At 73.3% G+C, this 24,989-nt stretch carries 28 protein-coding genes and 1 other RNA gene; 18 read left to right on the top strand and 11 right to left on the bottom strand.

Going from position 1 to position 24,989, the window contains the following annotated elements; all coding sequences use genetic code 11:
- Nucleotides 1–37: 37 nt before the first annotated feature.
- The 4 genes from BO39_RS01255 to BO39_RS01240 all read left to right on the top strand — a co-directional run bounded on the left by BO39_RS01255 (nt 38) and on the right by BO39_RS01240 (nt 2,997).
- Nucleotides 38–667: an MSMEG_1061 family FMN-dependent PPOX-type flavoprotein gene (locus tag BO39_RS01255; RefSeq protein WP_043829739.1), complete on the top strand. Its 630-nt coding sequence runs from the start codon at nt 38–40 to the stop codon at nt 665–667.
- A 1-nt stretch (nt 668) separates the two neighbouring features.
- Complete coding sequence (gene arfB, locus BO39_RS01250) at nt 669–1,094, top strand: alternative ribosome rescue aminoacyl-tRNA hydrolase ArfB (protein WP_084697746.1); 426 nt, start codon at nt 669–671, stop codon at nt 1,092–1,094.
- 272 nt (nt 1,095–1,366) lie between these two features.
- Nucleotides 1,367–2,350, top strand: a complete 984-nt coding sequence (locus tag BO39_RS01245; protein ID WP_052401279.1) for a Bug family tripartite tricarboxylate transporter substrate binding protein — start codon at nt 1,367–1,369, stop codon at nt 2,348–2,350.
- Between the two features lie 83 nt (nt 2,351–2,433).
- Nucleotides 2,434–2,997 (top strand): DUF4337 domain-containing protein, encoded by a 564-nt coding sequence (locus tag BO39_RS01240; RefSeq protein ID WP_043829192.1) that lies wholly within the window; start codon nt 2,434–2,436, stop codon nt 2,995–2,997.
- 49 nt (nt 2,998–3,046) lie between these two features.
- Here the strand turns inward: BO39_RS01240 and BO39_RS01235 are convergent, their stop codons facing one another.
- The 6 genes from BO39_RS01235 to BO39_RS01215 form a co-directional block, all read right to left on the bottom strand.
- Nucleotides 3,047–5,419 carry a mechanosensitive ion channel domain-containing protein gene (locus BO39_RS01235; RefSeq protein ID WP_156963364.1) on the bottom strand — a complete coding sequence of 791 codons (2,373 nt, stop codon included), beginning with the start codon at nt 5,417–5,419 and terminating at the stop codon, nt 3,047–3,049.
- 244 nt (nt 5,420–5,663) lie between these two features.
- Complete coding sequence (locus BO39_RS01230; protein WP_043829189.1) at nt 5,664–6,485, bottom strand: TIGR00282 family metallophosphoesterase; 822 nt, start codon at nt 6,483–6,485, stop codon at nt 5,664–5,666.
- A 34-nt stretch (nt 6,486–6,519) separates the two neighbouring features.
- Nucleotides 6,520–7,098: a 5-formyltetrahydrofolate cyclo-ligase gene (locus tag BO39_RS01225; RefSeq protein ID WP_043829187.1), complete on the bottom strand. Its 579-nt coding sequence runs from the start codon at nt 7,096–7,098 to the stop codon at nt 6,520–6,522.
- A gap of 36 nt (nt 7,099–7,134) precedes the next feature.
- Nucleotides 7,135–7,289, bottom strand: a non-coding RNA gene (gene ssrS / locus BO39_RS30820) — 6S RNA.
- Between the two features lie 61 nt (nt 7,290–7,350).
- Nucleotides 7,351–7,710, bottom strand: coding sequence for a cell division protein ZapA (locus tag BO39_RS01220; RefSeq protein ID WP_043829186.1), 360 nt, complete (start codon nt 7,708–7,710; stop codon nt 7,351–7,353).
- Between the two features lie 3 nt (nt 7,711–7,713).
- The gene (locus BO39_RS01215) at nt 7,714–8,079 is read right to left on the bottom strand and encodes a hypothetical protein (RefSeq protein ID WP_043829184.1); all 366 of its coding nucleotides are present in this window, start codon (nt 8,077–8,079) and stop codon (nt 7,714–7,716) included.
- Nucleotides 8,080–8,263: 184 nt separating this feature from the next.
- Between BO39_RS01215 and BO39_RS29540 the strand changes: the two genes are divergently transcribed.
- The 3 genes from BO39_RS29540 to thiE all read left to right on the top strand — a co-directional run bounded on the left by BO39_RS29540 (nt 8,264) and on the right by thiE (nt 10,437).
- Nucleotides 8,264–8,701 (top strand): hypothetical protein, encoded by a 438-nt coding sequence (locus BO39_RS29540; RefSeq protein WP_052401277.1) that lies wholly within the window; start codon nt 8,264–8,266, stop codon nt 8,699–8,701.
- Nucleotides 8,702–8,780: 79 nt separating this feature from the next.
- On the top strand, nt 8,781–9,719 hold the full coding sequence (locus BO39_RS01205) for a class I fructose-bisphosphate aldolase (RefSeq protein ID WP_043829182.1): 939 nt from the start codon (nt 8,781–8,783) through the stop codon (nt 9,717–9,719).
- Between the two features lie 46 nt (nt 9,720–9,765).
- Entirely contained in the window at nt 9,766–10,437 is a 672-nt protein-coding gene (thiE, locus tag BO39_RS01200) for a thiamine phosphate synthase (RefSeq protein WP_052401276.1), read from the top strand.
- Nucleotides 10,438–10,441: 4 nt separating this feature from the next.
- Here thiE and BO39_RS01195 read toward each other — a convergent pair whose 3' ends face one another.
- Together BO39_RS01195 and BO39_RS01190 are read right to left on the bottom strand one after the other, a co-directional pair.
- Nucleotides 10,442–10,696 carry a hypothetical protein gene (locus BO39_RS01195; protein WP_043829181.1) on the bottom strand — a complete coding sequence of 85 codons (255 nt, stop codon included), beginning with the start codon at nt 10,694–10,696 and terminating at the stop codon, nt 10,442–10,444.
- A 139-nt stretch (nt 10,697–10,835) separates the two neighbouring features.
- Entirely contained in the window at nt 10,836–11,318 is a 483-nt protein-coding gene (locus tag BO39_RS01190; RefSeq protein WP_043829179.1) for a hypothetical protein, read from the bottom strand.
- Between the two features lie 142 nt (nt 11,319–11,460).
- Between BO39_RS01190 and BO39_RS01185 the strand changes: the two genes are divergently transcribed.
- Nucleotides 11,461–12,174 carry an FkbM family methyltransferase gene (locus BO39_RS01185; protein WP_052401275.1) on the top strand — a complete coding sequence of 238 codons (714 nt, stop codon included), beginning with the start codon at nt 11,461–11,463 and terminating at the stop codon, nt 12,172–12,174.
- A 1-nt stretch (nt 12,175) separates the two neighbouring features.
- Here BO39_RS01185 and BO39_RS34900 read toward each other — a convergent pair whose 3' ends face one another.
- Nucleotides 12,176–13,432, bottom strand: a complete 1,257-nt coding sequence (locus tag BO39_RS34900; protein WP_052401274.1) for a tellurite resistance TerB family protein — start codon at nt 13,430–13,432, stop codon at nt 12,176–12,178.
- A 54-nt stretch (nt 13,433–13,486) separates the two neighbouring features.
- On the bottom strand, nt 13,487–14,542 hold the full coding sequence (epmA, locus tag BO39_RS01175; RefSeq protein WP_043829177.1) for an EF-P lysine aminoacylase EpmA: 1,056 nt from the start codon (nt 14,540–14,542) through the stop codon (nt 13,487–13,489).
- A gap of 75 nt (nt 14,543–14,617) precedes the next feature.
- On the opposite strand from epmA, the gene BO39_RS01170 reads away from it, so the two are divergent.
- The 7 genes from BO39_RS01170 (at nt 14,618) to BO39_RS29530 (ending at nt 22,578) form a co-directional block, all read left to right on the top strand.
- On the top strand, nt 14,618–15,706 hold the full coding sequence (locus tag BO39_RS01170; protein ID WP_052401273.1) for a lysine-2,3-aminomutase-like protein: 1,089 nt from the start codon (nt 14,618–14,620) through the stop codon (nt 15,704–15,706).
- Nucleotides 15,707–15,807: 101 nt separating this feature from the next.
- Nucleotides 15,808–16,791, top strand: a complete 984-nt coding sequence (locus tag BO39_RS01165; protein WP_043829174.1) for a tripartite tricarboxylate transporter substrate-binding protein — start codon at nt 15,808–15,810, stop codon at nt 16,789–16,791.
- Between the two features lie 462 nt (nt 16,792–17,253).
- Nucleotides 17,254–17,823 (top strand): elongation factor P, encoded by a 570-nt coding sequence (gene efp, locus BO39_RS01160; RefSeq protein WP_043829172.1) that lies wholly within the window; start codon nt 17,254–17,256, stop codon nt 17,821–17,823.
- A 61-nt stretch (nt 17,824–17,884) separates the two neighbouring features.
- Nucleotides 17,885–18,727 (top strand): inositol monophosphatase family protein, encoded by an 843-nt coding sequence (locus tag BO39_RS01155; protein ID WP_043829724.1) that lies wholly within the window; start codon nt 17,885–17,887, stop codon nt 18,725–18,727.
- Nucleotides 18,728–18,933: 206 nt separating this feature from the next.
- Nucleotides 18,934–19,677, top strand: a complete 744-nt coding sequence (locus BO39_RS01150) for a hypothetical protein (RefSeq protein ID WP_043829170.1) — start codon at nt 18,934–18,936, stop codon at nt 19,675–19,677.
- A complete protein-coding gene (locus BO39_RS01145) occupies nt 19,674–20,813 on the top strand; it encodes a MotA/TolQ/ExbB proton channel family protein (RefSeq protein ID WP_043829168.1) in 1,140 nt (379 codons plus the stop codon). The genes BO39_RS01150 and BO39_RS01145 overlap by 4 nt, the downstream gene beginning before the upstream one ends.
- 25 nt (nt 20,814–20,838) lie before the next feature.
- Entirely contained in the window at nt 20,839–22,578 is a 1,740-nt protein-coding gene (locus BO39_RS29530; RefSeq protein ID WP_052401272.1) for a peptidoglycan -binding protein, read from the top strand.
- Between the two features lie 286 nt (nt 22,579–22,864).
- On the opposite strand, the gene BO39_RS01130 is transcribed toward BO39_RS29530, so the two are convergent.
- The gene (locus tag BO39_RS01130) at nt 22,865–23,200 is read right to left on the bottom strand and encodes a DUF1491 family protein (RefSeq protein WP_043829166.1); all 336 of its coding nucleotides are present in this window, start codon (nt 23,198–23,200) and stop codon (nt 22,865–22,867) included.
- A 138-nt stretch (nt 23,201–23,338) separates the two neighbouring features.
- Between BO39_RS01130 and BO39_RS01125 the strand changes: the two genes are divergently transcribed.
- From BO39_RS01125 to BO39_RS01115, 3 genes are all read left to right on the top strand, one after another.
- Entirely contained in the window at nt 23,339–23,596 is a 258-nt protein-coding gene (locus tag BO39_RS01125; protein ID WP_043829164.1) for a hypothetical protein, read from the top strand.
- Nucleotides 23,597–23,658: 62 nt separating this feature from the next.
- Nucleotides 23,659–24,537, top strand: coding sequence for a DUF429 domain-containing protein (locus BO39_RS01120; protein WP_052401271.1), 879 nt, complete (start codon nt 23,659–23,661; stop codon nt 24,535–24,537).
- Between the two features lie 181 nt (nt 24,538–24,718).
- Nucleotides 24,719–24,964: a hypothetical protein gene (locus tag BO39_RS01115; RefSeq protein WP_043829162.1), complete on the top strand. Its 246-nt coding sequence runs from the start codon at nt 24,719–24,721 to the stop codon at nt 24,962–24,964.
- Nucleotides 24,965–24,989: the final 25 nt, after the last annotated feature.

Raw genomic sequence — 24,989 nt, 5'->3', positions numbered from 1 at the left:
TGCGTCCACCATGCCCTCGAACCCGGAGCCGCCCGCGATGGACGCCAACCCCGCCTCCAACCCCTTCGACGTCACCACCCAGGAAGCCCTGTCCTCCCTCTACCCCACCCCCACGGAACGGGTGCTGACGAAGATGGGCGACCGGCTCGAGGGCCGCAGCGCCGCCTTCATCGCCAATTCCCCCTTCTTCATCCTCTCCACCATCGGCCAGCGCGGCCCCCACGCCACCCCGCGCGGCGACGCCCCGGGCTTCGTCGTCCTGCTGGATGAGCGGACCCTCGCCCTGCCGGACCGCCGCGGCAACAACCGGCTCGACGCCCTGCGGGACGTCATCGACGACCCCCGCGTCGCCCTCCTCTTCTTCGTGCCCGGCGTGAACGAGACGCTGCGCGTCCACGGCACCGCCCGCATCACCACCGATCCCTCCCTGCGCGAGCGGCTGATGATGGGCCGCACCACCCCCGCCACGGTCCTCCTCGTCTCCGTCACCGAGGTCTATATCCAGTGCCCGCGCGCCCTTCTCCGCGGCGCCCTCTGGTCCGGCGCCCCCCGCCCCGTGGGCGCGCCCACGGGCGGTGAGCTGCTCGCCGAGCACACCGCCGGCCGCCTGAGCGGGAACCACTACGACAACGTCGTCGCCCCGCAATGCGCGGCCGAACTCTACTAACTTGGACCCGATCCGCGTCACCCACCGCCTGACCATCCCCGCCGATGCCCTGGAGGAGAGCTTCATCGCCGCCTCCGGCCCTGGCGGGCAGAACGTCAACAAGGTGGCGACCGCGGTGCAGCTCCGCCTGGACACCACCCGCGTTCCAGGCCTGACCGAACCCGTCCTCGCCCGCCTCCGGGCACTTGCCGGCCGGCGCATGACCGAGGAGGGCGCACTCCTCCTCACCTCCCGCGAGCACCGTACCCAGGAGCGCAACCGGGAGGCCGCCCGCGCCCGCCTCACCGCCCTCCTCCGCGACGCGCTCGTCGCCCCCGTGATCCGGCGCCCGACCCGCCCCACCAAGGGCAGCCAGCAGCGCCGCCTCGCCGCGAAGGAGGTGCGCTCGGGCATCAAACGGAACCGCGGCCGCGTGAGGGAGGACTAGGCTCGGTCCTCCTCCGTCGGGAAACGCATGGTGGCCTCGGGGCAGAAACGGTGCGCCTCGTCCCGGCACATGCCGAGGGATGCGCGCCGCCCGGTGCCTGTCCAGGACGCCAGCACCGCACTCTTCCAGCCCGGCACGGCCGACTTGCTGCGGGGCAAATGTCCTGTCAAAGTTTTTTGCAGAGGCGTTCCGCAGCGCAGGCAGCGCGTCTCGCAGGGGCACGAAAGATAACGGCTCGCGCAAGTCGAGCAGTCCGGGGAAGACGCGACGAGATGAATCACGTCATCACGCGAAGGCTGGCGCTGGGTCTCGGTGCCGCCGCTGCCCTCCCGCCGGGCAAGGCGCTTTGGGCGCAAACCGCGCAGCGCGGCCCGGCCCGCCTCGTGGTGCCCTTCGCCCCCGGTGGAACCACGGACACGCTGGCGCGCCTCATCACGCCGAAGATGTCGGAGCGCCTGAACCAGACCTGGGTGGTGGAGAACCGCTCGGGCGCGAGCGGCGTCGTGGGCGGCGAGTTCGTGTCGCAGGCGGCCCCGGACGGGCAGGTGCTGCTGATCAGCCCGAAGGTCCACCTGATGGCGCGCTACGTGATCAAGGCCGTGAGCTACGATCCCTACGCCGACTTCACGCCCATCGCCCGGCTCGCCGAGGAGCCCTACGTCCTCATTGCCAACCCACGGACGGTCGAGGCCAACGACGTGGCCGCCCTGATCGCTGCCCTTCGGAGCAGCCCGCAGAGGTACGCCTTCGGCTATCCCTCCCTCGGCTCGGTGAGCCACCTCGTCGCCGCGTCCATGGGAAAGAGCCTCGGGATCGAGCCGCTGACGATCGCCTATCGCGGCACCGGCCCTGCCATGAGCGATCTCATCGCGGGGACGATCGCCCTCATGGTCGCGCCGATGGCTCCCGCGATCGACCTGATCCGCAGCCGCCAGGTGAAGGCGCTTGCCGTCGCGACAGCGGAGCGTCTGCCAGCGTTGCCGGACGTGCCGACGCTGTCGGAAAGCGGCTTTCCGAGCCTTTCGAATGTTGACTGGCTTGCCGTCTGGGGACCGAAGCGAATGTCCCCGAGCCTGCGCGACAGCCTGGCCGAAGCCATTCGCCTCAGCGTCGAGGACGCCGCAATCACCCGCCGCATGCAGGAACTCGGGCTGCGCCCCGTCGTCGAGACACCCGTACGGTTCGAGGCACTCATCCAGAGCGAGCGCGCGGCCAACGAGCGCCTCGTTGCGGAGGTGGGCATCAGGCCGGAGTAGCACGGCAGGCATCGAGCCAGCGGGGCCTCTTCACAGCCCCGCGACCGAATGGCATGGGGGATTTTTCATGTAAGAGGATCCCCATGACCGGCCACGGCCATGTCGACCACAGCGGCGAGAACAAGCGCGTCGCGCTCCTCATTGCCGTCCTCGCCCTCTTCCTCGCGCTCGCCGAGACCGGCGCGAAGAGCGCGCAGACCGAAGCCCTCTCGCGCAACGTGGAGGCCTCGAACCTCTGGGCCTTCTTCCAGGCCCGCACCATCCGCCAGACCACCCTGCGCACCGCCGCCGAAACCGCCGCCCTGCTGCCCGATGGCGGCGACGAGACCCGCCGCGCCACCAACTCCCGCCAGGTGGCCGCTTGGCAGGCCACCGCGCAGCGCTACGAAAGCGAGCCCTCCACCGGCGAGGGCCGCCGCGAACTCGCCGAGCGCGCCAAGGCCGCCGAACGCATCCGGGACCGCTCCATGGCCGCCTACCACATGTACGAGTACGGCTCCGCCGCCTTCCAGGTCGCCATCGTCATCGCCTCGGCGAGCATCGTCACCGGCGTGCCCCTCCTCGCCCTCGGCGGCGCGCTGCTGGGCGTCCTTGGCACCGTCCTCGCCGGCCTTGGCTTCTTCGCGCCGGAACTGCTCCATCTCTGAGGCCCTGGTCTGAGCCTATCGGGGGAGCGCCAAGCGCGCCGGCGCCCCCCTACTGCGTATTCCCCAAAGCCGCAGGCGGCGGCGAGTGCCGTTCCGCCCCCGAGGCCGTGCCCGTCACCACGTCCTCGGCCGCATGGCCCTCCGCCGCTTCCCCCGGTCGAGGCGCGCGGGAAAGGATGACCGATTGCGCCGGCAGCGCGATCTCGATCCCCATCTCCTGGAAGCGACCCTTGATGCGGCGGTTGAACTCCCGCTGCACACCCCAGCGCCCCGCATCGGTGCACTTCATCTGGCCGAGCACGGTGAAGGTCGCGCCGTCCACCTTGTCCACGCCCCAGAGCGCGAAGTCGTCGAGGATGAGGTCGCGGAAAGCCGGATCGCGCCGCATCTCCGCCCCGATTTCCTTCAGCACGCAGCCGACCCGGTCCGGATCCTCCGAGAAGGCGACGGTGACGGAGACGGCCGCGTTGCCGATGCCGCGGTTGGTGTTCGTCACGGTGCTGACGGAGCTGAACGGAATCACGTGCACCGACCCATCCCCCGCGCGCAGCCGGATCGTGCGTATGGAAAGGTTCTCGACGGAGCCCGAGAGGCCCGAGACCGTCACCCAGTCCCCCACCTGCATCGTGTTCTCCAGCAGCAGGAAGATGCCGGTGATCACGTCCTGAACGAGCTTCTGCGAGCCGAAGCCAACGGCGACGCCGACGATCCCCGCCCCCGCCAGCAGCGGCGCGATGTTGACGCCGAGCTGCGAGAGCGCCGTGAAGCCCACCACGAGCACGATCGCGACGAGCAGCGTGGAGTGCAGCAGCGGCAGCAGCGTCCGCAGCCTGGCCGCGCGCGCGTACTCGCCGGATCCCGTGAGTCCCGCGATCTTGCGGCTCATCCAGCTGTCCACGCCCTCCCAGATCACGACGCCCAGCACGGCCGCGACGAGAAGCACGACGGCGGAGCCCGCGACGCGCTGCCCCAGCCCGCCGTCGTGGAAGGACCCCGTGACATCGAGCCCCCAGACCTGCAGCAGCGCCAGCGCCGCCAGCACCCCGATCGCGCCCGAGACGACGTGCCGCAGGATCGGCACGTAGCGGTTGGCGCGCCCCGCCAGAGAGGGCAGCCGCTGCGCCGTCTCCTCGCCGATGCGGAAGACGCGGTCCAGCGCCCCGAGCACCGCCACCGCCGCCAGCCGCGCGAGGACCAGCACCACCACCGTCGCGCCCACGTAGCGCAGCAGCAGCGCGTAGCCGTTGTCGATCCGCAGCGCCCAGACGAACCAGACCGCGATCAGCAGGAAGATCGCGACCACGTGCCAGATGCGCGCGAACCAGTGGCGCAGCACCGCGACCGTCCCGCTCGCATGGCCCGCCGGCGCGATGGCGACCGCCACCGCGTGCCGGCACTGCATCACCACCAGCGCGAGCAGCAGGTGGTTCAGCAGGATCAGCAGCTTGGCCGCGGAGTCGTAGGCCGCGGGATAAAGGCCGAGCAGCCGCGCGACATCCAGCCCGGCCATCCCGTAGATCGCGACCCCCGTGATCCTCCCAAGCCAGACCTCCACATAGGCCGCGCTCTCGTCCGAGAGGCGGAACAGCCGCAGCTCCCGCGATTCCGGCGACACCGCGGCCCGGCCGATCGCCATCGCCGCCTGCTGCACGACGAAGGCATTCACCGCGACAAGGATGATCAGCGGCGCGATGCCCCCCGCGCCCCCGAGCGGCGTGGTGACGAGAAGATTCCCCGCTGCCGCGAAGCCCGCCAGCGGCACGAGTTCCAGCAGCAGCCAGAGGGCCGCCAGCGGCGCCCGGTGCAGCAGCCGGCGCTCCGGCCGGCTGGCGATGCCCGGCGCAACCTCCGGCGCCGCGCGCCGGCGCGCCCGCCGGGCCTCGGCCCGCCGCTCCAGCGCCCGCACGGCCCGGCGCAGCGCGCGCGCCAGCAGCCAGCGCAGTGCCCAGGCCAGCCCGACCACCACCACCAGCCGCCAGGCGACGTCCAGCACGGCAGTTTGCGCGAAGGGATTCGTCGCCGTCCGCGCCAACCAGTTCCAGACGAGCGGCGCGCCCCCGATCACGCTCCCCGCCGCCGCCAGCACCCCCGATAGCCCTGAGAGCCAGGTGGAGGAGGAAGCGATGATCGCGCCGAGCAGGCTGTCAGAGGTCAGCGAGACCGTCTCCGCCGCCGGAGCGGCCGCGCCTGCCGCCGGGGCGGTGCGGGCCGGCGGCGCGGCGCCGCCCGTGGCCGGGGCCGGCGCGCGCTCCGCCACCTCCTCCGGTCCCGCCGCCGCGATCGCGCGCAGCACCTCGATCACCTGCCGCCGCCGGCCCGCGTCCTGCAGCACCTCAAGCGCCTGCCGCGCCTCCGCTGGCGTCAGCGAGGCCGCGTCCTGCGCCCGCGCGGGCCCCGCCAACAGCGCGGTTGCCAGCAGCACCGCCAACCATCCCCCACGCAGAACCCTTCCCGGCCAGGCGAGGAGCGGACACGGGCGCGCTGCATCGGAACGGCGGGGCTGCTGCATGCGTTGGGGCACTCCAGGCTGGTGGGCTCACCGGTCCCTGGCAGACATGGCGCCACCAAAGCCGAAGGCGCGGTCGGCCTTCGCCTTCCACGAGCCCCCTTTTCAAAGCGACCCCCGGCAGGACTGGTTTCCCGCCCGCGCCCGGACGTGATGCCCGCTAAAATCCCGGCGTGATCGCCGAGAGCCGTCCACCCACCCGCAGCGGCCCGATCCGCTGCGCGAGCCCCGTCGCGTCGTCCGTCTCCACCAGCACGCCGCAGAGCGTCGCCGGTCCCTCCGCCGGCGCCAGCCGCTCGGCCGGCACCTTCCGCCAGAAGCGGATCGAGGCGCCGGCCTTGGCCATGCCGATCACGCTGTCGTAGTCGCCGCACATCCCGGCATCGGAAATATAGGCCGTGCCACCCTCCAGCACCTGGTGATCCGCCGTCGGCACGTGGGTGTGCGTGCCGGCCACGAGGCTCACCCGCCCGTCGAAAGAGTGCCCGAAGCCGAGCTTCTCGCTCGTCGCCTCCGCGTGGATATCCACCACCACCGCCTGCACGGAGCCGTGCGCGCCCAGCGAGTGACGCGCCAGTTCGGCCTGGGCGGCGCGGAAGGGGTCGTCCAGCGGCTCCATGAACAGCCGGCCCATCACCTGGATCACCAGCGCCCGGCGCCCGCCCGGCACTTCCACCACGGTCGCGCCGCGCCCCGGCGTGCCCGGCGGGTAGTTCATCGGCCGGATCAGGCGCGGCTCGCCCTCGATGTAGGGGATGATCTCCTTGCGGTCCCAGGCATGGTTGCCGAGCGTCAGCACATCCGCCCCGGCCGCGAGGAAGGCCCGCGCCATCTCCGGCGCCAGGCCGAAGCCGTGAGAGGCGTTCTCGGCGTTCAGCACCACGAGGTCGGCGCGCAGCTCCGCACGCAGGCCCGGCAGCCGCTCGACCACCGCATCGCGGCCCGCGCGCCCGACCACGTCGCCCAGGAACAGGATCCTCAACCCAACCACCCCTCGGAAAACCCGCGCACCCGCGTCATCGGAACCGCATCACCCCCGCTTCCGTCGCAACGGCGTCCAGCGGCGCATCGAGCGGACCCGCCGGCACCTCGTCCATCTCCTGGCAGGCGAAGGCCACGCCGAGCGTCGGAACCCCCGGCAGCGCCGCCAGCGTGCGGTCGTAATACCCGCCACCATAGCCCAGCCGCCTCCCCGCCCCGTCGAAGGCCAGCAGCGGCACGATGACGAAGCCAGGGGTGAGAGGTGCCGCCTCCGCCAGGGGCTGCAAGGTCCCGAAGGGCCCCTTGTCCATCGCATCTCCGAAAGCGAAGGCGCGGAAGTCGAGCGGCAGGCCGCGCTTCGGCGTGCGCGGGAGGCAGAGCCGGTGCCCGCGCCCCTCCAGCGCCCGCAGCAGCGGCCGGATGTCGATCTCGTGCCCCATGGGCCAGAAGCCCGCGACCACCGCGCCCGCGGGCGGCGGCGTCTCGCGCAGAACATGCGCGCACAGCGCCGGCCCGGCCCCCGCGGCCAGGGCGGAGGCCCGGCGCGCCTGCGCCTCCTCGCGCGCCACCACCTTGGCCGCGCGCAGGCGCGGATCCTCGCCGCCCCCGCTCATGCGCAGAGTGGCCGACTCGATCGAGGGGAAGAAGGGTGCGGAGCCGCCATGACCGCTGGCGATTCGTCCTCCCAAGGCCTGCTAGCGCAGGTGGGCACCAGATACCCGGACCAGGGTCCGGACAGAGCCAGCTCCCGGAGGATGCTTATTGGCCCTGGGGATGATTTGCCTGGCGCGAAAGGCAGCCCCGCCCGACCCATGTAGGCCTTCCCGCCCCCCGGCACCAGTGGATGACCGCGGAAAGGGCCGGATTCAGCCCTTGCCGAGATCAGTCGCGATTCCCTCGATCCGCTCCGCGACCCGCGCCAGCCGCTCGGCCAGCATCGGGTCTGCCGCCGGAGCCGGCGCCGCGGCCACCGGCGCAGGAGACGTGGAGGCGGGAATGCCCGCCCTGGCCTGCGCCACCTCAACCTTCAGGTCGTGAACCTCGTCCGCCAGCAGCAGGGCGGCCAGCAGCAGCAGCCGCGGCTCCCCGTAGCTGCCGCCCATCGTCTTCACGGAGGCGACCCGCCGGTCCACCTCCGCCGCCAGGGCGATAAGATGCGCCTCCTGCCCGTCCTCGCAGGAGACCGGATGGCTGTATCCGCCGACGCGAACCGTGACCTGTCCCAAGACTCAACCCTCCCCGGCGCCGCGCGGCGCGCCGGAAGCCCTGCCTCCGCGGCCCGTTTCGTCGATGCCCTCGTCCAGGGCGTCGTCCGCCCCATCCTCGGTCCCGTCCTCTGCCCCGTCTTCCGGCAATCCGAGCTCGTCCACCTCGGCGCCCGCCTCAGCCCCTTCGGGCAGCGCGGCGCGCAGGCGGGCGATGGTCGCCTCCAGCCGGGCCGAAAGGGCAGCCACCTCCGCGGGCGGCACGCCGGCCGGCTCCCCGTCGCCGCGCGCACGGGCAGCCCGCTCCTCGGCGACGCCGCGCGCGACCTCCGCGAGGCGCTCCACCGCCGCCTCGAGCTTTCCGATCGCCCCCGAAAGGCCCTCAGACATGCCGTGCCAACCTCCGCCCGTCCCCTTGCCCAGGGGTCGTTCCGCCTTCATCACGCTCATGCCGTAACAGCGGGACCCGACCTGTGCCAAGCTGTGACGGCCCGAAGCCAGGGCCCAAGGGGCACCCCGTTCCGCGACCGCCAAACCTGGGGGCTTTACGCATCCACCCGCAAGAGGGTCAACCGTGACGCCCGCCGCGATCCGTTTCCTCAGCGCCGCCGAGGCCGCCGCCGCGCTCGAGGAAGCGGCCGCCACCCCGCCGCCGGGGGGCCTCCTCCTCCTCTCCGCCCCCGCGGCCGCCGCCTGGCCGGGCGCCGCCGCGGTCGCGGCCATGCTCGGCCAGGCCGCCGCGCGCCACCCGGGCATCCCCTTCACCGCCGCTCTCGACTGCGGCAGCGCGCCCGGCCTCGCGCTGGACGCCCTGCGCCAGGGCTGGCGCCTGCTCGTGCTCGACAACACCCACCCCGCCTTCCCCGCCGTCGTCGGCGCGGCGGAGGAGGTCGGCGCCACCCTTCTCCCCGCCGCGCCCCCGGTGCTGGACCTCTCCACCCTCGATCTCCAGAAGCCCGGCGGCCGTGCCATCCTCGCCCGCCATCTGCGCGGCACGCCCCCGCAGCCGTGACAGCCGCGGCGCCCTCGGCTACCTCCGGGAGAAGGCCCCGCGACGCCAGGGCAGGGGCCGGAGAAGAGGGAGCACGCCGATGCAGCTGACGCCGAAGGTCCGGGAAATCCTCTCCTGGTACGAGAGCGACAACCCCGGCACGAAGGGCAACCTCGCCCGCATCCTCATGCAGGGCCGCCTCGGCGGCACCGGCCGCATGGTCATCCTGCCGGTGGACCAGGGCTTCGAGCACGGTCCCGCCCGCTCCTTCGCCCCCAATCCCGCCGCCTACGATCCGCGCTACCATTTCGAGCTGGCGATCGAGGCCGGGCTGAACGCCTACGCCGCCCCCCTCGGCATGATCGAAGCCGGCGCCTCGACCTTCGCCGGCGCCATCCCCACCATCCTGAAGGTGAACTCCTCCAACTCCCTCTCCACCACCAAGGACCAGGCGGTGACGGGATCGGTATCGGACGCGCTGCGCCTCGGCTGCTCGGCCATCGGCTTCACCATCTATCCCGGGTCCGAATACCAGTTCGAGATGATGGAGGAACTGCGCGAGATGGCGGAGGAGGCGAAGTCCGTCGGCCTCGCCGTCGTCGTCTGGAGCTACCCGCGCGGCCCGATGCTCGACAAGGTCGGCGAAACCGCGCTCGACATCTGCGCCTATGCCGCGCACATGGCCGCGCTGCTGGGCGCCCACATCATCAAGGTGAAGCCGCCGACCGAGGCGATCTTCCTCGACGCCGCCAAGAAGACCTACGAGAAGTCGCCCGTGCCCGACATCAACGACCTCGCCGGCCGCATCCGCCATGTCGTCCAGGCCTGCTTCAACGGCCGCCGCCTCGTCGTCTTCTCCGGCGGCGAGGCCGGCACGAACGAGGCGATGATGGCCATGGCCCGCGGCATCCACCAGGGCGGCGGCAACGGCTCCATCATCGGCCGAAACACCTTCCAGCGCCCCAAGGCCGAGGCGCTGGCGCTGCTCTCCGACATCATCGAGACCTACAAGGCCGAGGCCGCGGCGAACCCGGCCTGAACAGGCAAGGGGCGGCCACTTCCGGCCAGGATAAGGAACCACCAGCTTGGCCCGAACGCCGCCCGCTGCCGCACCCGGCGCGAATGACTGCCGCCTCTACCTCATCACCCCGCCGCGCATCGACCTCGCGACCTTCCCCGACGACCTCGCCCGCGCCCTCGACGCCGGCGACTGCGCCTGCCTCCAGCTCCGCCTGAAGGATGCGGAGCAGGATGAGGTGCGCCGCGCGATCGACGCGCTGCGCCCCGTCGCGCAATCCCGCGATGTCGCCTTCATCCTCAACGACGACGCGCAGCTCGCGGCCGAGACCGGGTGCGACGGCGCGCATCTCGGGCAGGAGGACGGCGACCACGCCAAGGCCCGCGCCCTGCTCGGCGGCGCGACGCTCGGCATCACCTGCCACGACAGCCGCCACCTCGCGATGCGCGCGGGCGAGATGGGCGCCGACTACGTCGCCTTCGGCGCCTTCTTCCCGACCACCACGAAGGAGGCGCAATACCACCCGGATCCCGAGATCCTCGAGTGGTGGTCTTCGATCTTCGAGATCCCCTGCGTCGCCATCGGCGGCATCAACGCGACGAACTGCGCGCCGCTCGTCGAGGCGGGCGCCGACTTCCTTGCGGTCGTCGGTGCCGTCTGGAACCACCCGGAAGGACCGGCCGCGGGCCTGCGCGCGATGAACGCCGCCATCGCCGCCGCCCCGCGCCCGGTGCGCTAGGCGCTCAGCGCGCCGGCATGTCCTGCGGCCGGGTGGAACCGGCGGGGGCCGTCGGCAACGGCGCCGGCGCCGGCGCACCAGGCGCCCCCTCCAGCACCGCGCCCCCGCCCGAATAGGCGCGGTCGCTGGCGGAGGAGGTCGGCCCGCGGTCCAGCGGCGCTCCCGGCGAGCGGCCGGTCGTGCTCACCCCGTCATTCAGGTTCGCGAGCGCCGGTGCGGCGACGAGCGCCAGGGCGGCGGCAAGGGTGGCGATACGCATGGCGGCTCTCCGTGTCGTTGCACCGGGGAAACGCACCCGCCGGCCTGACCGTTGCGCAGCCCCTCGGGGAAGGCGGGCAAGGAAACGGGCCGTGCCCGGGAAAGGGCACAGCCCGCATCGAACGCGAAGGATACGCCGCTCAGCGCATCGGAATCGGCTGCGCCATCGGCATGGGTTGCGGCATGCGCTCCTGCATCATGCCCTGCCTCGACATGTCGCTGCTCATCCCGCCCGAATAGGGGCTCGGCGCGTACATCGGCGCCATGGGGCGCGAGGGCATGCCACCGTAAGCGCCGTAGGGCGCGCTCGAGGCCGTGCGGTCATCCATCCGCTCAGGCATCCCCGAGTCAGGCATCCCCGAGGCCGCGCGGTCGCGGAAGCCGCGATCCGGCATCAGCGAGCCCGCCGGCGCCGTCTGGTAGGGCATCGGGGCCGGGGCGCCGGGCGCGCCCTCTAGCACCAGCCCGCCGCCCGCATAGGCGCCGTCCGCTCGCGAGGAATAGGGCCCGCGATCCAGCGGCGCGCCGGGCGAGCGCCCGGTCGAGCTGCGCCCGTCGTACAGATTCGCGAAGGCCGGCGTGGCGGCGAGCACCATCGCTGCCGCAAGGGTCAGAAACCGCATGGCAAGCCTCATCGGATGTGTCGTTCGCAGCGGATGGAACGCCCTCCCGCCCTGCCCAGTTGCCGCCGCAGCGGCTACAGCCAAGGCTCCGGCCCCGAATCGCCGCCCGATTCGCCGCCCGATTCGCCGGCAAAGAGGCCCGATGGACGAGCTCGCCTTCCTCACCGCCCTCCACCGCCCCGGCACGATCGTGGATGTCGGCGCGCATGAGGGTCTGCTCACCCTGCCGCTCGCCGCCCTGCCCGGCGCCCGCGTCATCGCCTTCGAGCCCCTGCCCGAGGCTCGCGAGGCCCTCGCCCGCGCCGCGGCCGGCAACCCCGCCATCGCCCTCCGGCCCGAGGCGCTCGGCGCCGCCCACGGCACGCTCGACCTCTCCCTGCCGCTGCTGGACGGCGTGCCCCAGTGGCAATGGGCGAGCACGGCGAAGACCTACGCCGCCCACGAATCCCCGCGCGTCACAGTCCGCCGCGAAAGGGTGCCCGTCATCACCCTCGACAGCCTCGCCCTGTCCGATCTCACGGCCATCAAGATCGACGCGGAGGGCGCCGAATACGCCATCCTTCGCGGCGCCCGCGCCACCCTCGCCCGCTGCCGCCCCGTCCTCACCCTCGAGCTGGAGGAACGCCACGCGGAGGGCTGCACCTGGTCCGTGCCCGCCTTTCTCGACGCCCTCGGCTACGAGACCGCTTTCGAGCACAGGGGGCAGTGGCACCCCATGTCAGCCCTCCACCGCCCGACCATGCAGCGTGCGAGCCCCGACCCCTCCGTCTTCGAGGCGTCGGACCCCTACATCTTCAACTTCTACGCCTGGCCAGTGGAGCGCGCGGCGGAAGCCCGCGCGCTCCTGCCCGACTAGATCAGAGCTGCGGCGTGGCGCCCCCCTGCTGGGGCGCCTGCAACGCGCCGGACTCCACGAGCTCATGGGCCTCCGCCGCCTGGGCGTCGAGCGACTGCCGCAGCCCCGCCGCCAGCCCCAGCCGGTGCGCCAGCGCGTCGAGATAGGCCCGCTCCGCCGCCGTGTCCGGCTCCGCCACCATGCGCGACACGAGGTAGATCTCCGCCTTCTGCGCGTCCGTCCGCGCCAGCGCCGCGACCGCGCCCGGATCGGTCGGCGCGTCCATCGCCTGGAAGACGAAGCCCTTCGCCTCGGCATCGAGGCCGAGCTTCTCCACCTCGTCGAAGATGCGGTTCCGCTCGTCGTTGTCCATGTGCCCGTCCGCCTTCGCGGCCGAGATCATGGCCTTGATGATCGAGAGCCCGAAGGGCTGCCCGTCGGCGGCCGGAACCTCGTCCTGCGCGAACTCCTTCGGGTCCGGCACGCTTCCCTGCGCGCCGACGGGCGCCCCGGCCGGTGCCGCCGTGGCCCCGGCCCAGGGTCCGGAGGAAGGCGGCGCGGAGGGCGCGGTGCCCGCACCCGCGCGGGCCGACTCCGGCACCCCCTGCGACTCCTGGAACTTCTGCCAGGCGCGATAGGCGAGCGTGCCGAGCACGGCCATCCCGCCCATCTGCATCAGGCTGCCGCCGCCGCTCCGCCGCCGCCCGCCGCCGAGCAGCGAGCCGAGGATGCCGCCCGCCGCCATCGATCCGAGCCCGCCGCCCAGGCCACCGCCCAGCATCCCGCCGAGACCGCCGCCGAAGCCGCCCCCGCCCATGCCGCCGGTGCCCGGGCTGCCGATGCCGCCGCCGAAGAGCCCGCCGCCACCGCGGTCATCCTCCTGCGAGGGCGGTTGCACCGTCCCCTCACGCCCAAGGCTGCCGATTCCGCCGCCACCGAACAGCCCGCCGCCCCCACGGTCCTCGCCGCCGAGGCTGCCGATCGGCCCGCCGAAAATTCCGCCGCCGCCGCTGCTCCCGCCGCCGAGGCTGCCGATGCCGCCGCCCGAGCCGCCGAAGAGCCCGCCCAGCACGTCCCGCAGCGACCCGCCGCCGCCGCCGCCGAGGCTGCCGATCCCACCACCCGAGCCGCCGAAGAGGCCACCGCCCCCGCCGCCCCGGTCATCGCCGCCGAGACTGCCGATGCCGCCCCCGCTCGACCCGCCGCCGAGGCTGCCGATCCCGCCACCGCGCGACCCACCGCCCAGAAAACCTTCAAGCAACGACCTCGTATCGACCATGTGAGTATCCTCCTTTGGAACGCTCACAACGCCTCTTGGCCCGCTTCGATGCGCTCAGCCGTCCCGGAAGGGCCAGCCGCCGAGCCAGCGCACCCCCTCGAGGTCCGGCACCCCGGCCGCCAGCATCGCCAGCCGGTCGAACCCCATCGCGATGCCCGAGACCGCCGGCAGGCCATGGTCGAGCGCCGCCAGGAAGTCCTCGTCCACCCCCCAGCCGGGCCCGTGAAGCGCCTCCCGTTCCGCCACGTCGCGGATGAAGCGCGCCCGCTGCTCCGCAGGGTCGCGCAGTTCGTCGAAGGCGTTGCCCAGCTCCAGCCCGGCCGCGAAAACCTCGAAGCGCAGCGCCGCGCGCGGATCCCGGGGATCCCGCCGCGCCAGCGCCGCCTGGGGCGCCGGCCAGTGGGTGAGGAAGGTGCCCCGCCTCCGCCCGAGATGCGGCTCCACGTGCTCCAGCATCAGGTGGAAGAACAGGTCCTCCCAGCCCAGCCCCGCCGGCACCGCCAGCCCCGCCGCGCGCGCGGAGGCCGCCAGGACCGCCCCGTTCCCCTCAGCCGTCGCGGCATCGACGGAGGCCAGCACGTCCACCCCCACCCGCGCGAAGGCCTCCGCCACCGTCACCCGCTCAAAGGGCAGGGAAAGGTCCGTCTCCACCCCCGCATGGGCCACGATGGGCGGCAGCACGGCGCGGAGATAACCCTCCACCGCGTCCATCAGCCCCTCCAGCCCCTCGCCGGCGAGATAAACCTCCAGCATCGTGAATTCCGGCGCGTGCCTGGGCGAGACCTCCCCGTTCCGCCAGACCCGCGCGAGCTCGAACACGCTCCCCACGCCGCCCACCAGCAGCCGCTTGATCGCCAGCTCCGGCGAGGTCCGCAACCAAAGGTCCATTCCCTCCCCCCGCCCAAGATGCGCCTCGAAGCGCGAGGCGAAGCCGTGCAGGTGCACCTCCATCCCCGGCACGGGTACCAGGCAGGGAGTCTCGACCTCCATGCAGCCCCGCGCCTCCCAGAAGGCGCGCGTCTCCCGCACCAGCGCTGCCCGGCGCCGCAGCGCGGGAAGCCGGGCGGAAAGCGCCTCGGGACGCCAGGGGGGAAGCGGCTGGTGCGGCACCGCATAGGCTCCAGGAACGGGATGAGATCGCCCGCTCCGTGACACATCGCCCCGGATGGGGCTACCAGCCCCGCCATGCCCGACGGCTCCCATCCTCCCCGCCCCCTGCGCGACGCCGACGCCCTGGCCGCCGCCGGCCTGATCCCGCCCGAAGCCCTGCCCGCCCTGCGCGCGGTCGCGGCCCGCTACGCCGTCTCCGTCACCCCGGCCATGGCCGCGCTGATCGACCCCGCCGACCCCGCCGACCCCATCGCCGCCCAATACATCCCCCGGGCAGCCGAACTCGACGCCACCGAGCAGGAGCGCGAGGACCCCATCGCCGACGCCCCCCACACCCCGGTGAAAGGCGTCACCCACCGCTACCCCGACCGCGCCCTGCTCAAGCCCCTGCTCGCCTGCCCCGTCTATTGCCGCTTTTGCTTCCGCCGCGAACAGGTCGGCCCCGCCGGCGGCGTTCTGACCGAGGCCGAACTCGACACCGCCCTCGACTGGTTCGCCGCGCACCCAGGGGTCCGCGAGGCCATCCTCACCGGCGGCGACCCCCTGATGCTCTCCCCCCGCCGCTTGCGGCACATCGTGGCCCGCCTCTCGGCCATGCCGCATATCGGGATCATCCGCCTGCACACGCGCGTGCCCGTCGCCGACCCCGCACGCGTGACGGAGGCGATGGCGGAAGCGCTCGACACCGAGACCGCCCTCTTCCTCTGCCTCCACGCCAACCACGCCCGCGAATTCACCGGGGAGGCCCGCACCGCCCTGCGCCAGCTCTCCCGCGCCGGCGTCGTCCTCCTCGGCCAGTCGGTGCTTCTGCGCGGCGTGAACGACACGCCCGAGGCGATGGAGGACCTGCTTCGCACGATGCTCGCCCACCGCGTGAAGCCCTACTACCTCCACCAGCTCGACCGCGCGCCCGGCACCGCCCGCTTCGAGGTGCCCATCGCCGAGGGCCGCGCCCTGCTTGAGGGCCTGCGCGGCCGCCTCACCGGCCTCGCCTGGCCGACCTACGCGCTGGACCTGCCGGAGGGCCAGGGCAAGGCCCCCATCGGCCCCGACTTCGCCGAGCGGCGGGAGGGCGGCTGGCACGTCCGCGGTCCCCTCGGCGGAGACCACTTCCAGCCAGACGCGGCTGCGGAGCTCCCTCTGCCGCGCCGCATCGCCACCTGAACCCGCGCGCCCGCGGAACGGCTTCCCGCCGGCCGGCGGGCGCGCCAGACTTCCCCGCAAGCGACCCCGCGAAAAGGGCGCCGCACAGGGAGAGACCATCCATGACCAAGACGACGCGCCGCACCCTCGCGGCGGCCGCGATCGCCGGCCTCGCCGCCCGTTCCGCGCGCGCTCAGGCCGGATTTCCGAATCGCCCGATCACCATGACCATCCCCTTCGCCGCGGGTGGCCCTACCGACATCGTCGGCCGCCTCCTGGCCGAGAGCATGTCGCGCGAACTCGGCCAGCCCGTTGTCGTGGAGAACACCACCGGCGCCGGCGGCACCCTCGGCGCCCAGCGCGTGGCAACGGCCCGCCCGGACGGCTACGCCATCCTGCTCCACCACATCGGCATGGGGGTGATCCCCACCATGTACCGCCGCCTCGCCTACGATCCCGTCAACGGCTTCGAACCGCTGGGCCTGGTGACGGAGGTGCCGATGACCCTCGTCGGCCGCAAGGAACTCCCCGCGGCCAATCTCGCCGAACTCGTCGCCCTCATGAAGTCGAGCGGCGACCGGTTCAACCTCGCCGATGCCGGCATCGGCTCCTCCTCCGCCCTCTGTGGCGCCCTGCTGGCCAACGCCATCGGCGCGAAGCCGACCGTCGTCCCCTTCCGCGGCACCGGCCCCGCCATGCAGGAAATCCTCGGCGGCCGCGTGGACCTCCTCTGCGACCAGACGACGCAGACCACCGAATACATCCGCGGCGGCGCGGTGAAGGTCTTCGCCACCCCCTCCCGCACCCGCATCGCGACCCTGCCGGACATACCCACCACCGCCGAGGCCGGCCTTCCCGGCTTCGAGATCACGGTCTGGCACGGCCTCTACGCGCCCCGGGGCACCCCGGCGCCCGTCCTCGCCCGCCTCACCACGGCCCTCCAGGCCGCGCTGCGCGACCCCCGCATCGTTCAGCGCTTCACCGAGATCGGCACGGCCCCCGTGTCCCAGGAGGACGCGACGCCCGAGGCCCACCGCCGCTTCTGGACCGCCGACATCGCGAAGTGGAAGCCGATCATCGAAGCAACGAACGGCTACGCCGACTGATCCCGCCGGGGGCGCGATCCGCCCCCGCGCGGCCTGCCCGAAAGGCACGGTGCACAACCTTCCGGCCCGGCCACTTCCCCATGAAGGCACAGAACGGGCACAGGTTCCTCACAGGGTTTTCCACAGGCTTGACTTCCGAAATACTGCTGTTTGTCAAATACATACCGTCCAGCTCAGAGCCCCCGCCACAGCTTTTCCCCGCAAGTGGCCTCCCGGGCGCGTGAGCAGCCTGTGGATTCTGTTGCAGCTGCGAGGAACCCCATCTGCCGGCCAAGCCTGCCACCCGCGGCAGGTCAGCCCGGGTGCCCGGCACGGTTGCCAGAACCCCCGCCGCGCGTGTATGGCCCGCGCCCAATCCCCAGTTCCCGCACGCCCTCGGCGTGCCCCACCGGCGCGCCCCGGCGCGCTCCCCAGGCGCGCCCGACCGCGCGCCCCACAGAAGACGAACAGGACGCCCCGCCCATGGCGAAGATGCAGGCCAACCAGATGCGCGCCGGCATGGTCATCGAGTTCGAGGGCCAGCGCTACACGATCCTGCGCCAGAACATCATGATCCCCGGCAAGGGGAACGCGATCATCCAGGTCGACATGCGCAACATCAAGACCGGCGCGAAGAAGGACCAGCGCTGGCGTACGGCCGACACGGTGGAGCGCCTGAACACCGAGGACAAGGAGTTCACCTACTCCTACGCCGAGGGCGACAACATCGTGCTCATGGACCCTGAGACCTTCGAGCAGACCACCGTCCCCGGCGCCATCCTCGGCGACCGCCTGCCCTTCCTCGTCGAGAACATGACCGTCAACGTCCGCCTCATCGAGGGCGAGCCCGTCGGCATGGAACTCCCCGACACGGTCGTGCTCGAAGTCGTGGAGGCCGACCCCGTCGTGAAGGGCCAGACCGCCTCCTCCTCCTACAAGCCCGCCGTGCTCTCGAACGGCGTGAAGGTCATGGTGCCCCCCTTCATCACCGCCGGCGAGAAGATCGTCGTCCGCACCGAGGACGCGACCTACCTGGAGCGGGCGAAGGGCTGAGGCCCTTCCAGGAAAAACGAGAATGTCCGGCGCCCAGCCCTCCTCGCGTCTCTCCCCCGCGATGACCGTCGTCATCAACGCTGCCCGCAAGGCCGGGCGGCGGCTGCTGCGCGACTTCGCGGAGGTCGAGAACCTCCAGGTCAGCAGCAAGGGCCCGGGCGACTTCGTCTCCCAGGCGGACCTCCGCGCGGAGGAGACGCTGCGCGAGGAACTCCGCCGCGCCCGCCCCGGCTTCTCCTTCCTCATGGAGGAGAGCGGCGAGAGCGGCAACGAGGACTGGGAATGGCGCTGGGTGGTCGATCCGCTGGACGGCACGACCAACTTCCTCCACGGCATCCCCCAGTGGTGCATCTCCGTCGGCATCGAGCACCGCCTCAGCCCCACCGCCACCGAGGTCGTGGCCGGCGTCATCTACAACCCCGCGACCGACGAGCTCTTCTGGGCCGAGAAGGGGCGTGGCGCCTTTCTCAACGACAAGCGCCTGCGCGTCTCCGGCCGCCGGGACATGAACGCAGCTCTCTTCGCGACCGGCATCCCCTTCGCCAAGGTGCCGCACCGCGCGGAGTTCAGCACCACCCTCGCGAAGCTCATGCCGCAGGTGGCGGGCATCCGCCGCTTCGGCTCCGCCGCGCTGGACCTCGCCTGGGTCGCCGCCGGCCGTTACGAGGGCTACTGGGAACTCGGCCTCCACCGCTGGGACTGCGCGGCGGGGATCATCATGGTCAAGGAGGCCGGCGGCTACGTCACCGGCCCGGGCGACGAGGACCCCTACGCCACCGGCAACATCGTCGCCGGCAACCCCTTCCTCCACGCCAAGCTGCGCGAGGCGGTGGCCGAGGGCATGGCCTATGTCGCCGGCCGCCGCGCCGGCACCGAGGCGGCGGGGCCGGCTCGCGAGGCCTGAGAGCCCGCGCGGGCAACGCCCCGGCCGAACCGCAACCGGGCAACGCGGCAACGCCTCCCGATACGTTGTCGCCTCCCTGCACGAACCAGTGGGACAACCGCCGTGGCCGCCCAGCCCGAACGGGGGCACGAAGCCCGCCACGAAACGCCCGCCCTCGTGGCGCCACTTGCTTCAACGGGGCCCCTTCCTGGGCTAGCCTGCGCCGCGTGACCTTCCCCTCGATCCGACGCGCCGCCGCAACGGCCTTCGCTCTCCTGCTCGCCGCCGCGCCGGGGGCCCTGCCGGGCGCCGCGCGCGCCCAGGAAACAGCCGCGGCCACCGAGCCAGAGGCACCCGCCGGCCCCGCGGAATCGGCCCCCGCCCCGGCGAGCCTCGCCACCGGCCCGCTGCGCGCGAACATCCCGGTCCTCCCCGACCTTCAGCTCGGCCCGAGCTTCGCGCGCCTGCCCATCGGCGGCTGGCGCATCACCGGCCGCGCCGGAAAGGGCGAGGCCGACCACGGCGCGCGCATGTCCATCGAAACCATCGGCCGCTACCTCGCGGAGCAGACCACGGGCCGTGTCACCGTCGTCGCCCAGGTTTCCGGCCCGGCCGACGACCCCTCGATCGCCCGCCGCACGAGCCTCGCCCGCGCCATCTCCGTGAAATCCGCCCTCACCGGCGGCGGCCTGCCTGGCACGCGCATCGACCTTCGGCCCCTGGGCCGCACGCCCGAGGGGCGGGACGCGCTCGACATCATCGCCCCCGCGGCCCGGCCGCCGAAGGAGGAGCCGCCGCCGCCCGCGCCGGAGCCGCCGCCGATCCCCCCGCCCCCCGCCGAACCGGCCCCCCGCGCCGGAAGGGCCGGCTCGCCCCAGGCAAGGCCGGCCCCCGCGCCCGCCCAGCGCCGCGCCAACAATCCCGCCAGCACCCCGGCCAATACGGGGCCAGGAGGAGGGCCGAGCCGATGACGAACCCGACCCGCTACCTCCTGCGGATGGTCCTCTTCCTCGCCCTCGTGGCGCTGGTCGCGGCCCTTCTCTTCGGCGAGCTGCAGCACGCCTTCGCGGTCAACCCGGTGCTCAACTCCCTCATCCTCGCCGTGCTCGCCCTCGGCATCGCCTGGTGCATCCGCCAGGTCGTCCTGCTGAAGCGCGAGGCCGCCTGGCTGAACGCCTTCCGCTCCGCCAAGCCCGGCCAGCCCGCCCAGCCGCCGCCGCGCCTGCTCGGCCCGATGGCCTCCATGCTGGCCAGCCGCCGCACCGACCACCTCTCCCTCTCCACGGGCGCCATGCGCAGCGTGCTCGACGGCATCGGCTCCCGCCTCGACGAGGACCGCGAACTATCCCGCTACATGACGGGCCTGCTCATCTTCCTCGGCCTGCTCGGCACCTTCTGGGGCCTGATCCTGACCATCGGCTCGGTCTCGGACGTCATCCAGAACATGTCGGTCGGCACGGGCGACGTGACGAACCTGTTCAACCAGCTCAAATCCGGCCTTGCCCAGCCGCTCCAGGGCATGGGCGTCGCCTTCTCCTCCTCGATGCTAGGCCTCGCCAGCTCCATCGTCCTCGGCTTCCTCGACCTCACGGCCGGGCAGGCCCAGGCCCGTTTCTACAACGAGCTGGAGGAATGGCTCGCCGGCGTCACCCGCCTCTCCTCCGGCGTGCTCGGCAGCGACGCCGCGGAGGGCGGCTCCGTGCCCGCCTATGTCCAGGCCCTGCTGGAGCAGACCGCCGAGAACCTGGAAGGCCTCCAGCGCCTCCTCGCCCGCGGGGAGGAGCGCGGCAGCAACTCCGCCCGCTCGCTGGAGACGCTGACGGAACGCCTCTCCGTCCTCACCGACCAGATGCGCGCCAGCCAGCACCTCATGCAGCGCGTGGCCGAGGCCCAGGCAAGCCTCGCCCCCCTCCTCCACCGCATGGCCGAGCCCGGCGAGCACGAATCCGCCACCCGCGCCCATATGCGCAACGTCGAGCTCTACCTCGCCCGCATGCTCGAGGAATCCGCGCAAGGCCGCGCCCAGTCCACCCAGGAGATCCGCTCGGAGATCAAGGTGCTCGCCCGCACCATTGCCGCCCTGGCCGAGGCCCCGCCCCCGCCATGAGCGACACCGCGCGAGGGGGCCGCCCATGGCGCTAGGGAACGGCCGCCGCGGCGTGCGCGAATCCGCCAATGCCTGGCCGGGCTACGTGGACGCCCTCGCGACGCTGCTCATCATCATCATCTTCGTCCTGCTCGTCTTCGTGCTGGCGCAGGGCTTCCTCTCCGTCGCCCTCTCCTCGCGGGACCGCGCGCTGGACCGGCTGAACCGCCAGGTGGCCGAACTGGCCGAACTCCTCTCGCTCGAGCGCGCCGGCGCCGAGGACCTGCGCGCCAATCTCGGCCGCAGCCAGGAGGAAGCCCGCACCGCTGCCGCCGAGCGCGACGCCGCCCGCCGCGACCTCGCGGGCCTGCGCACCGAGGCCGCCCGCGCCGCCACCGCCCGCGACGCCCTGCGGGAGGAGCGCGACGGACTCGCCGCCCGCCTCTCCGACGCCGACCTCGCCGCCCGCGGCAATGCCGAGCGCATCGCCGGCCTCGAAGCCCGCCTGACGGAAGCCCTCGGCGGCCTCGACGCCGCTGGCACCGACGCCGCCCGCACCGTCCGCGGCCTGACCGAGACCCGCAGGGCGCTGGCCACGGAACAAACCGCCCGCCAGGGGGCCGAACAGAACCTTGCCGAAACCCGCGCCGCCTTGGAGGCCGCCCGCCGCGACCTCGCCGCCATCCAGCAGCAGGCCGCCGCCCTCGACCAGCAGGTGGCGGTGGACCGCGGCACCATCGAGGCCCGCCTCTCCGACATCGCCCGCCTGAACGACCAGCTCCGCGCCCTCGCGGCCCTGCGCGACCAGGCCGAGAAGTCGGCCCAGGAAGCCCTCGCCCGTGCCGAGGCCGCCGACCGCCGCCGCGGCGAGGCCGAGGCCGCCGCCACCGCCGCCGACCGCGCGCGCCAGGCCGCCGAAGCAGGCGCCGCCGACGCCACCCGTGCCCGCCAAACCGCCGAAGCCACTGCCACCGAGGCCACCCGCGCCCGCCAGGCCGCCGAGGCGACCGCCACCGAGGCCACCCGCGCCCGCCAGACTGCCGAAGCCGCTGCCGCCGAGGCCACCCGCAACGCCACCCGCGAGGCCGAGGCCCGCCGCGCCGCCGAGGCCGAGCTCCAGGCCGGCGCCGGCGCCTATGCGCGCCTCTCCGAGAGCGCCCGCGCCCAGGCCGCCCTCCTCAACCAGCAGCTCGACGCGCTGCGCGCCGAACTCCGCCGCGTCGCCGCCGCCCTCGACGCCCAGGAGGCCACCGGCCGCGAGAAGGACGCCCAGATCGCCGCCCTCGGCACGCGGTTGAACGCCGCCCTCGCCGCCCGTGTCGAGGAACTCCAGCGCTACCGCTCGGACTTCTTCGGCCGCCTCCGCGACGTCCTGGGCGACCGCCCCGAGATCCGCATCGTCGGCGACCGCTTCGTCCTCCAGTCCGAGGTCCTCTTCCCCCAGGGCAGTGCCGACCTTTCCGACGCCGGCAAGGAACAGGTCGCCAGCGTCACCACCCTCCTCCTCGACATTGCCCGCCGCATTCCCGAGGGCACCAACTGGGTCCTCCGCGTGGACGGGCACGCCGACAACCTGCCCATCCGCGGCAATCCCCGTTTCGCCAGCAACTGGGAACTCTCCGCCGCCCGCGCGATCGCCGTCGCCCAACTCATGATCCAGGACGGCCTGCCCCCGAACCGTGTGGCCGCCACGGCCTTCGGCGAGTTCCAACCCATCGACACCGCCGACACCCCGGCCGCGCGCGCCCGCAACCGGCGCATCGAATTGCGGCTCACGGATCGCTGATCTCGATGCGGCGGCTCGGGTGACGCCGGGGAGAGGAAGAAGGAATTCTTCCTCTCCCCGGCCCCCTCACCATCATCTTTTTCCATCGGTCTGAAATGCCTGATAGCCGGTTCGCCTCGGGTCATGGACCCGAGGCGACTGCACGCCCGGGAAGGGCGCCAGGATACGGAACCGGCCGTTGGTCATCGCGTCCGCAACAGCCAGACGGCGATCCAAGGGGCTCAGGCCCTTGGCGGGCGAGGTCCGGAGAGGACAGAGCCCTCTCCGGGACCACCGGCACCCGCCCTTAGACGATCACCGCCTCGAAGGGCGGCAGCAGGTCCGGCGCCTCGAATTCCAGCACCCAGAGGTCCGGGTCGCGCTTCACCTGCCGGGCGACGTAGGCGTCGGCCGCCGCGTCGTCCACCGGCGCCGCGCCGGTGCCGCGCATCCAGGCCGGCCGCCCCCGGGCGTCCCGCGTCTGGGAGAGCACGACCAGCCCTTCCCGCCCGCGCAGCACGCACAGGATGCCGCCGCTGTCCGCGTCGCCCTTCCGCAGGACCACGCCCGGCCGGCCCGCCTGGTCCCCCATCCGGATCGCCATGGAGGCCCAGAGCCCCGCCTTCACCCGCGCTTCCATCATACCATCCCTCCGAGCGCTGCCCTGCCCCCGCGCGCGGGCCCTGGCAAGAGCGGGCCGGCGAGCGCATCTGCGCGGGGGCTTGCTGCCCGCGCTCCGCCGCGCCATTCACCACGCCTCACACGACCGCGAGAGTTCCCCATGGCCACCAGCCCCAAGCCGAACGCGGCCCCGCGCATGACCGACGCCCAGCGCGCCTACGAGGCCAAGCGCGCCGCCAAGAACGGCATGAGCCTCGAGAAGTGGCTCGCCCTGAAGGAGAAGGAGCGCGAGGAGGAGCGCCGCGCGACCACGGCCGAGACCGCCCGCCGCACCGCGGAGGTGGCCCCGCCCAAGAAGCCGAACCTCTTCCGCCGCCTGCTGGACCGCGCGCAGCAGCCCCTCAAGCCCTCCCGCTGAGCCCGCAAGGCGCGCTCCTCGCCGCCCATGCCGACTGGTCCGCCCACCCCGCCAAGCGCTGGGTGAGCATCGCCCGCCGGCAGGGCGGGGCCTGGCGCGCCGAGGCTCCGCGCCCGGTCGGCGACCCCGCCGCCCTCGCGGCCGCCCTGGTCGCGGAGGGCGCACCGGTCGCCCTCGGCCTCGACCTCCCGCTCGGCCTCCCCCGCGCCTGGGCCGCCGCGCGCCCCGAACCGGATTTCCCCGCCTTCCTCCGCGCCCTGCCCGGCAACCCCGACTTCCTGCGCGTGAGCGAGACGCTCGAAACCGTCTCCCCCGACCGCCCCTTCTACCCCGCCCGCGGGTTCCGCGGCATGACCCGCGCCGCCCACGCCGCCGCCCTGGGCTTCGCGGGCCCTGCCGAGCTCTCCCGCCTCTGCGATCGCGCCACCGCCGAGCGCCCGGCCGGCGCTCCCCTCTTCTGGACCCTCGGCGCGAACCAGACGGGCAAGGCCGCCATCTCCGCCTGGCGCGACTGGATCGCGCCCGCCCTGGCCGCGGGTGCCCGCCTCCGCCTCTGGCCCTTCGAGGGCCCGCTCGCCACCCTCCTCGCCCCCGGCACCGCCGCCCTCGCCGAAACCTACCCCGCCGAAGCCATGCGCCACCTCGGTGTCCGCTTTCCCGGCAGCAAGCGCGCCCAGTCCGCCCGCCGCGCCGCCGCCCCGACCCTGCGCCAGGCCATGGACCGCCTCGCCGTCATCCCCTCCCCCGCCCTGGCCAGGTCCATCGAGGACGGATTCGGCTCCGACGCGGCCGGCGAGGACCGGATCGACAGCCTCCTCGGCCTCCTCTGCGTCGTCGCCGTGCTCGACGGCGCCCGCCCCGACTTCATCCCCGACGACCCCTGGGTCCGCCGCTGGGAGGGCTGGGTCCTCGGCCAGACCGCACTTCCCCGCCCCGGTTGATGACGGGGCCACAGGCCACCATTTGTTACGCATCGGACCGGCGCCCAGGCGCGTTCCACGATGGACTTCCGGCCCGCGAAGCGGCCACGATGCGACCCCGCCGCCGCCACAATCCGGCGATGATCTTCCGATACGTTCCCTGAGACAGAGCAAGTCTCAACAGCCCCCGGAGGGCAAGTCGATGAACAGGTTCCGCAGTCTCGTCCTGGGCGGCATCGCCGCCGCCACCCTCATGGCCGCCGTCCCCGCGGAGGCGCAAGGCTGGCACCGTCGCGGCCCGAGCGGCGGCGCGATCGCCGGCGGCATCATCGGCGGCCTCGCGCTCGGCGCCATCGCGGGCGCGGCCATCGCGGCCCCGCCGCGCGCCTACTACGCGCCGCCGCCGGTCGCCTACTACCCGCCGGCGCCGGGCTACTACCGCTACTGACCGGTTCGGGGGCCGGATCACCGGC

Origin of the sequence: Roseomonas aerilata DSM 19363 (assembly GCF_000711725.1) — a bacterium.
Taxonomy (GTDB): Bacteria; Pseudomonadota; Alphaproteobacteria; order Acetobacterales; family Acetobacteraceae; genus Roseomonas; species Roseomonas aerilata.
The sequence above is the reverse complement of the archived record's forward strand: the minus strand, read 5'-3'. Positions and strand labels throughout refer to the sequence as shown.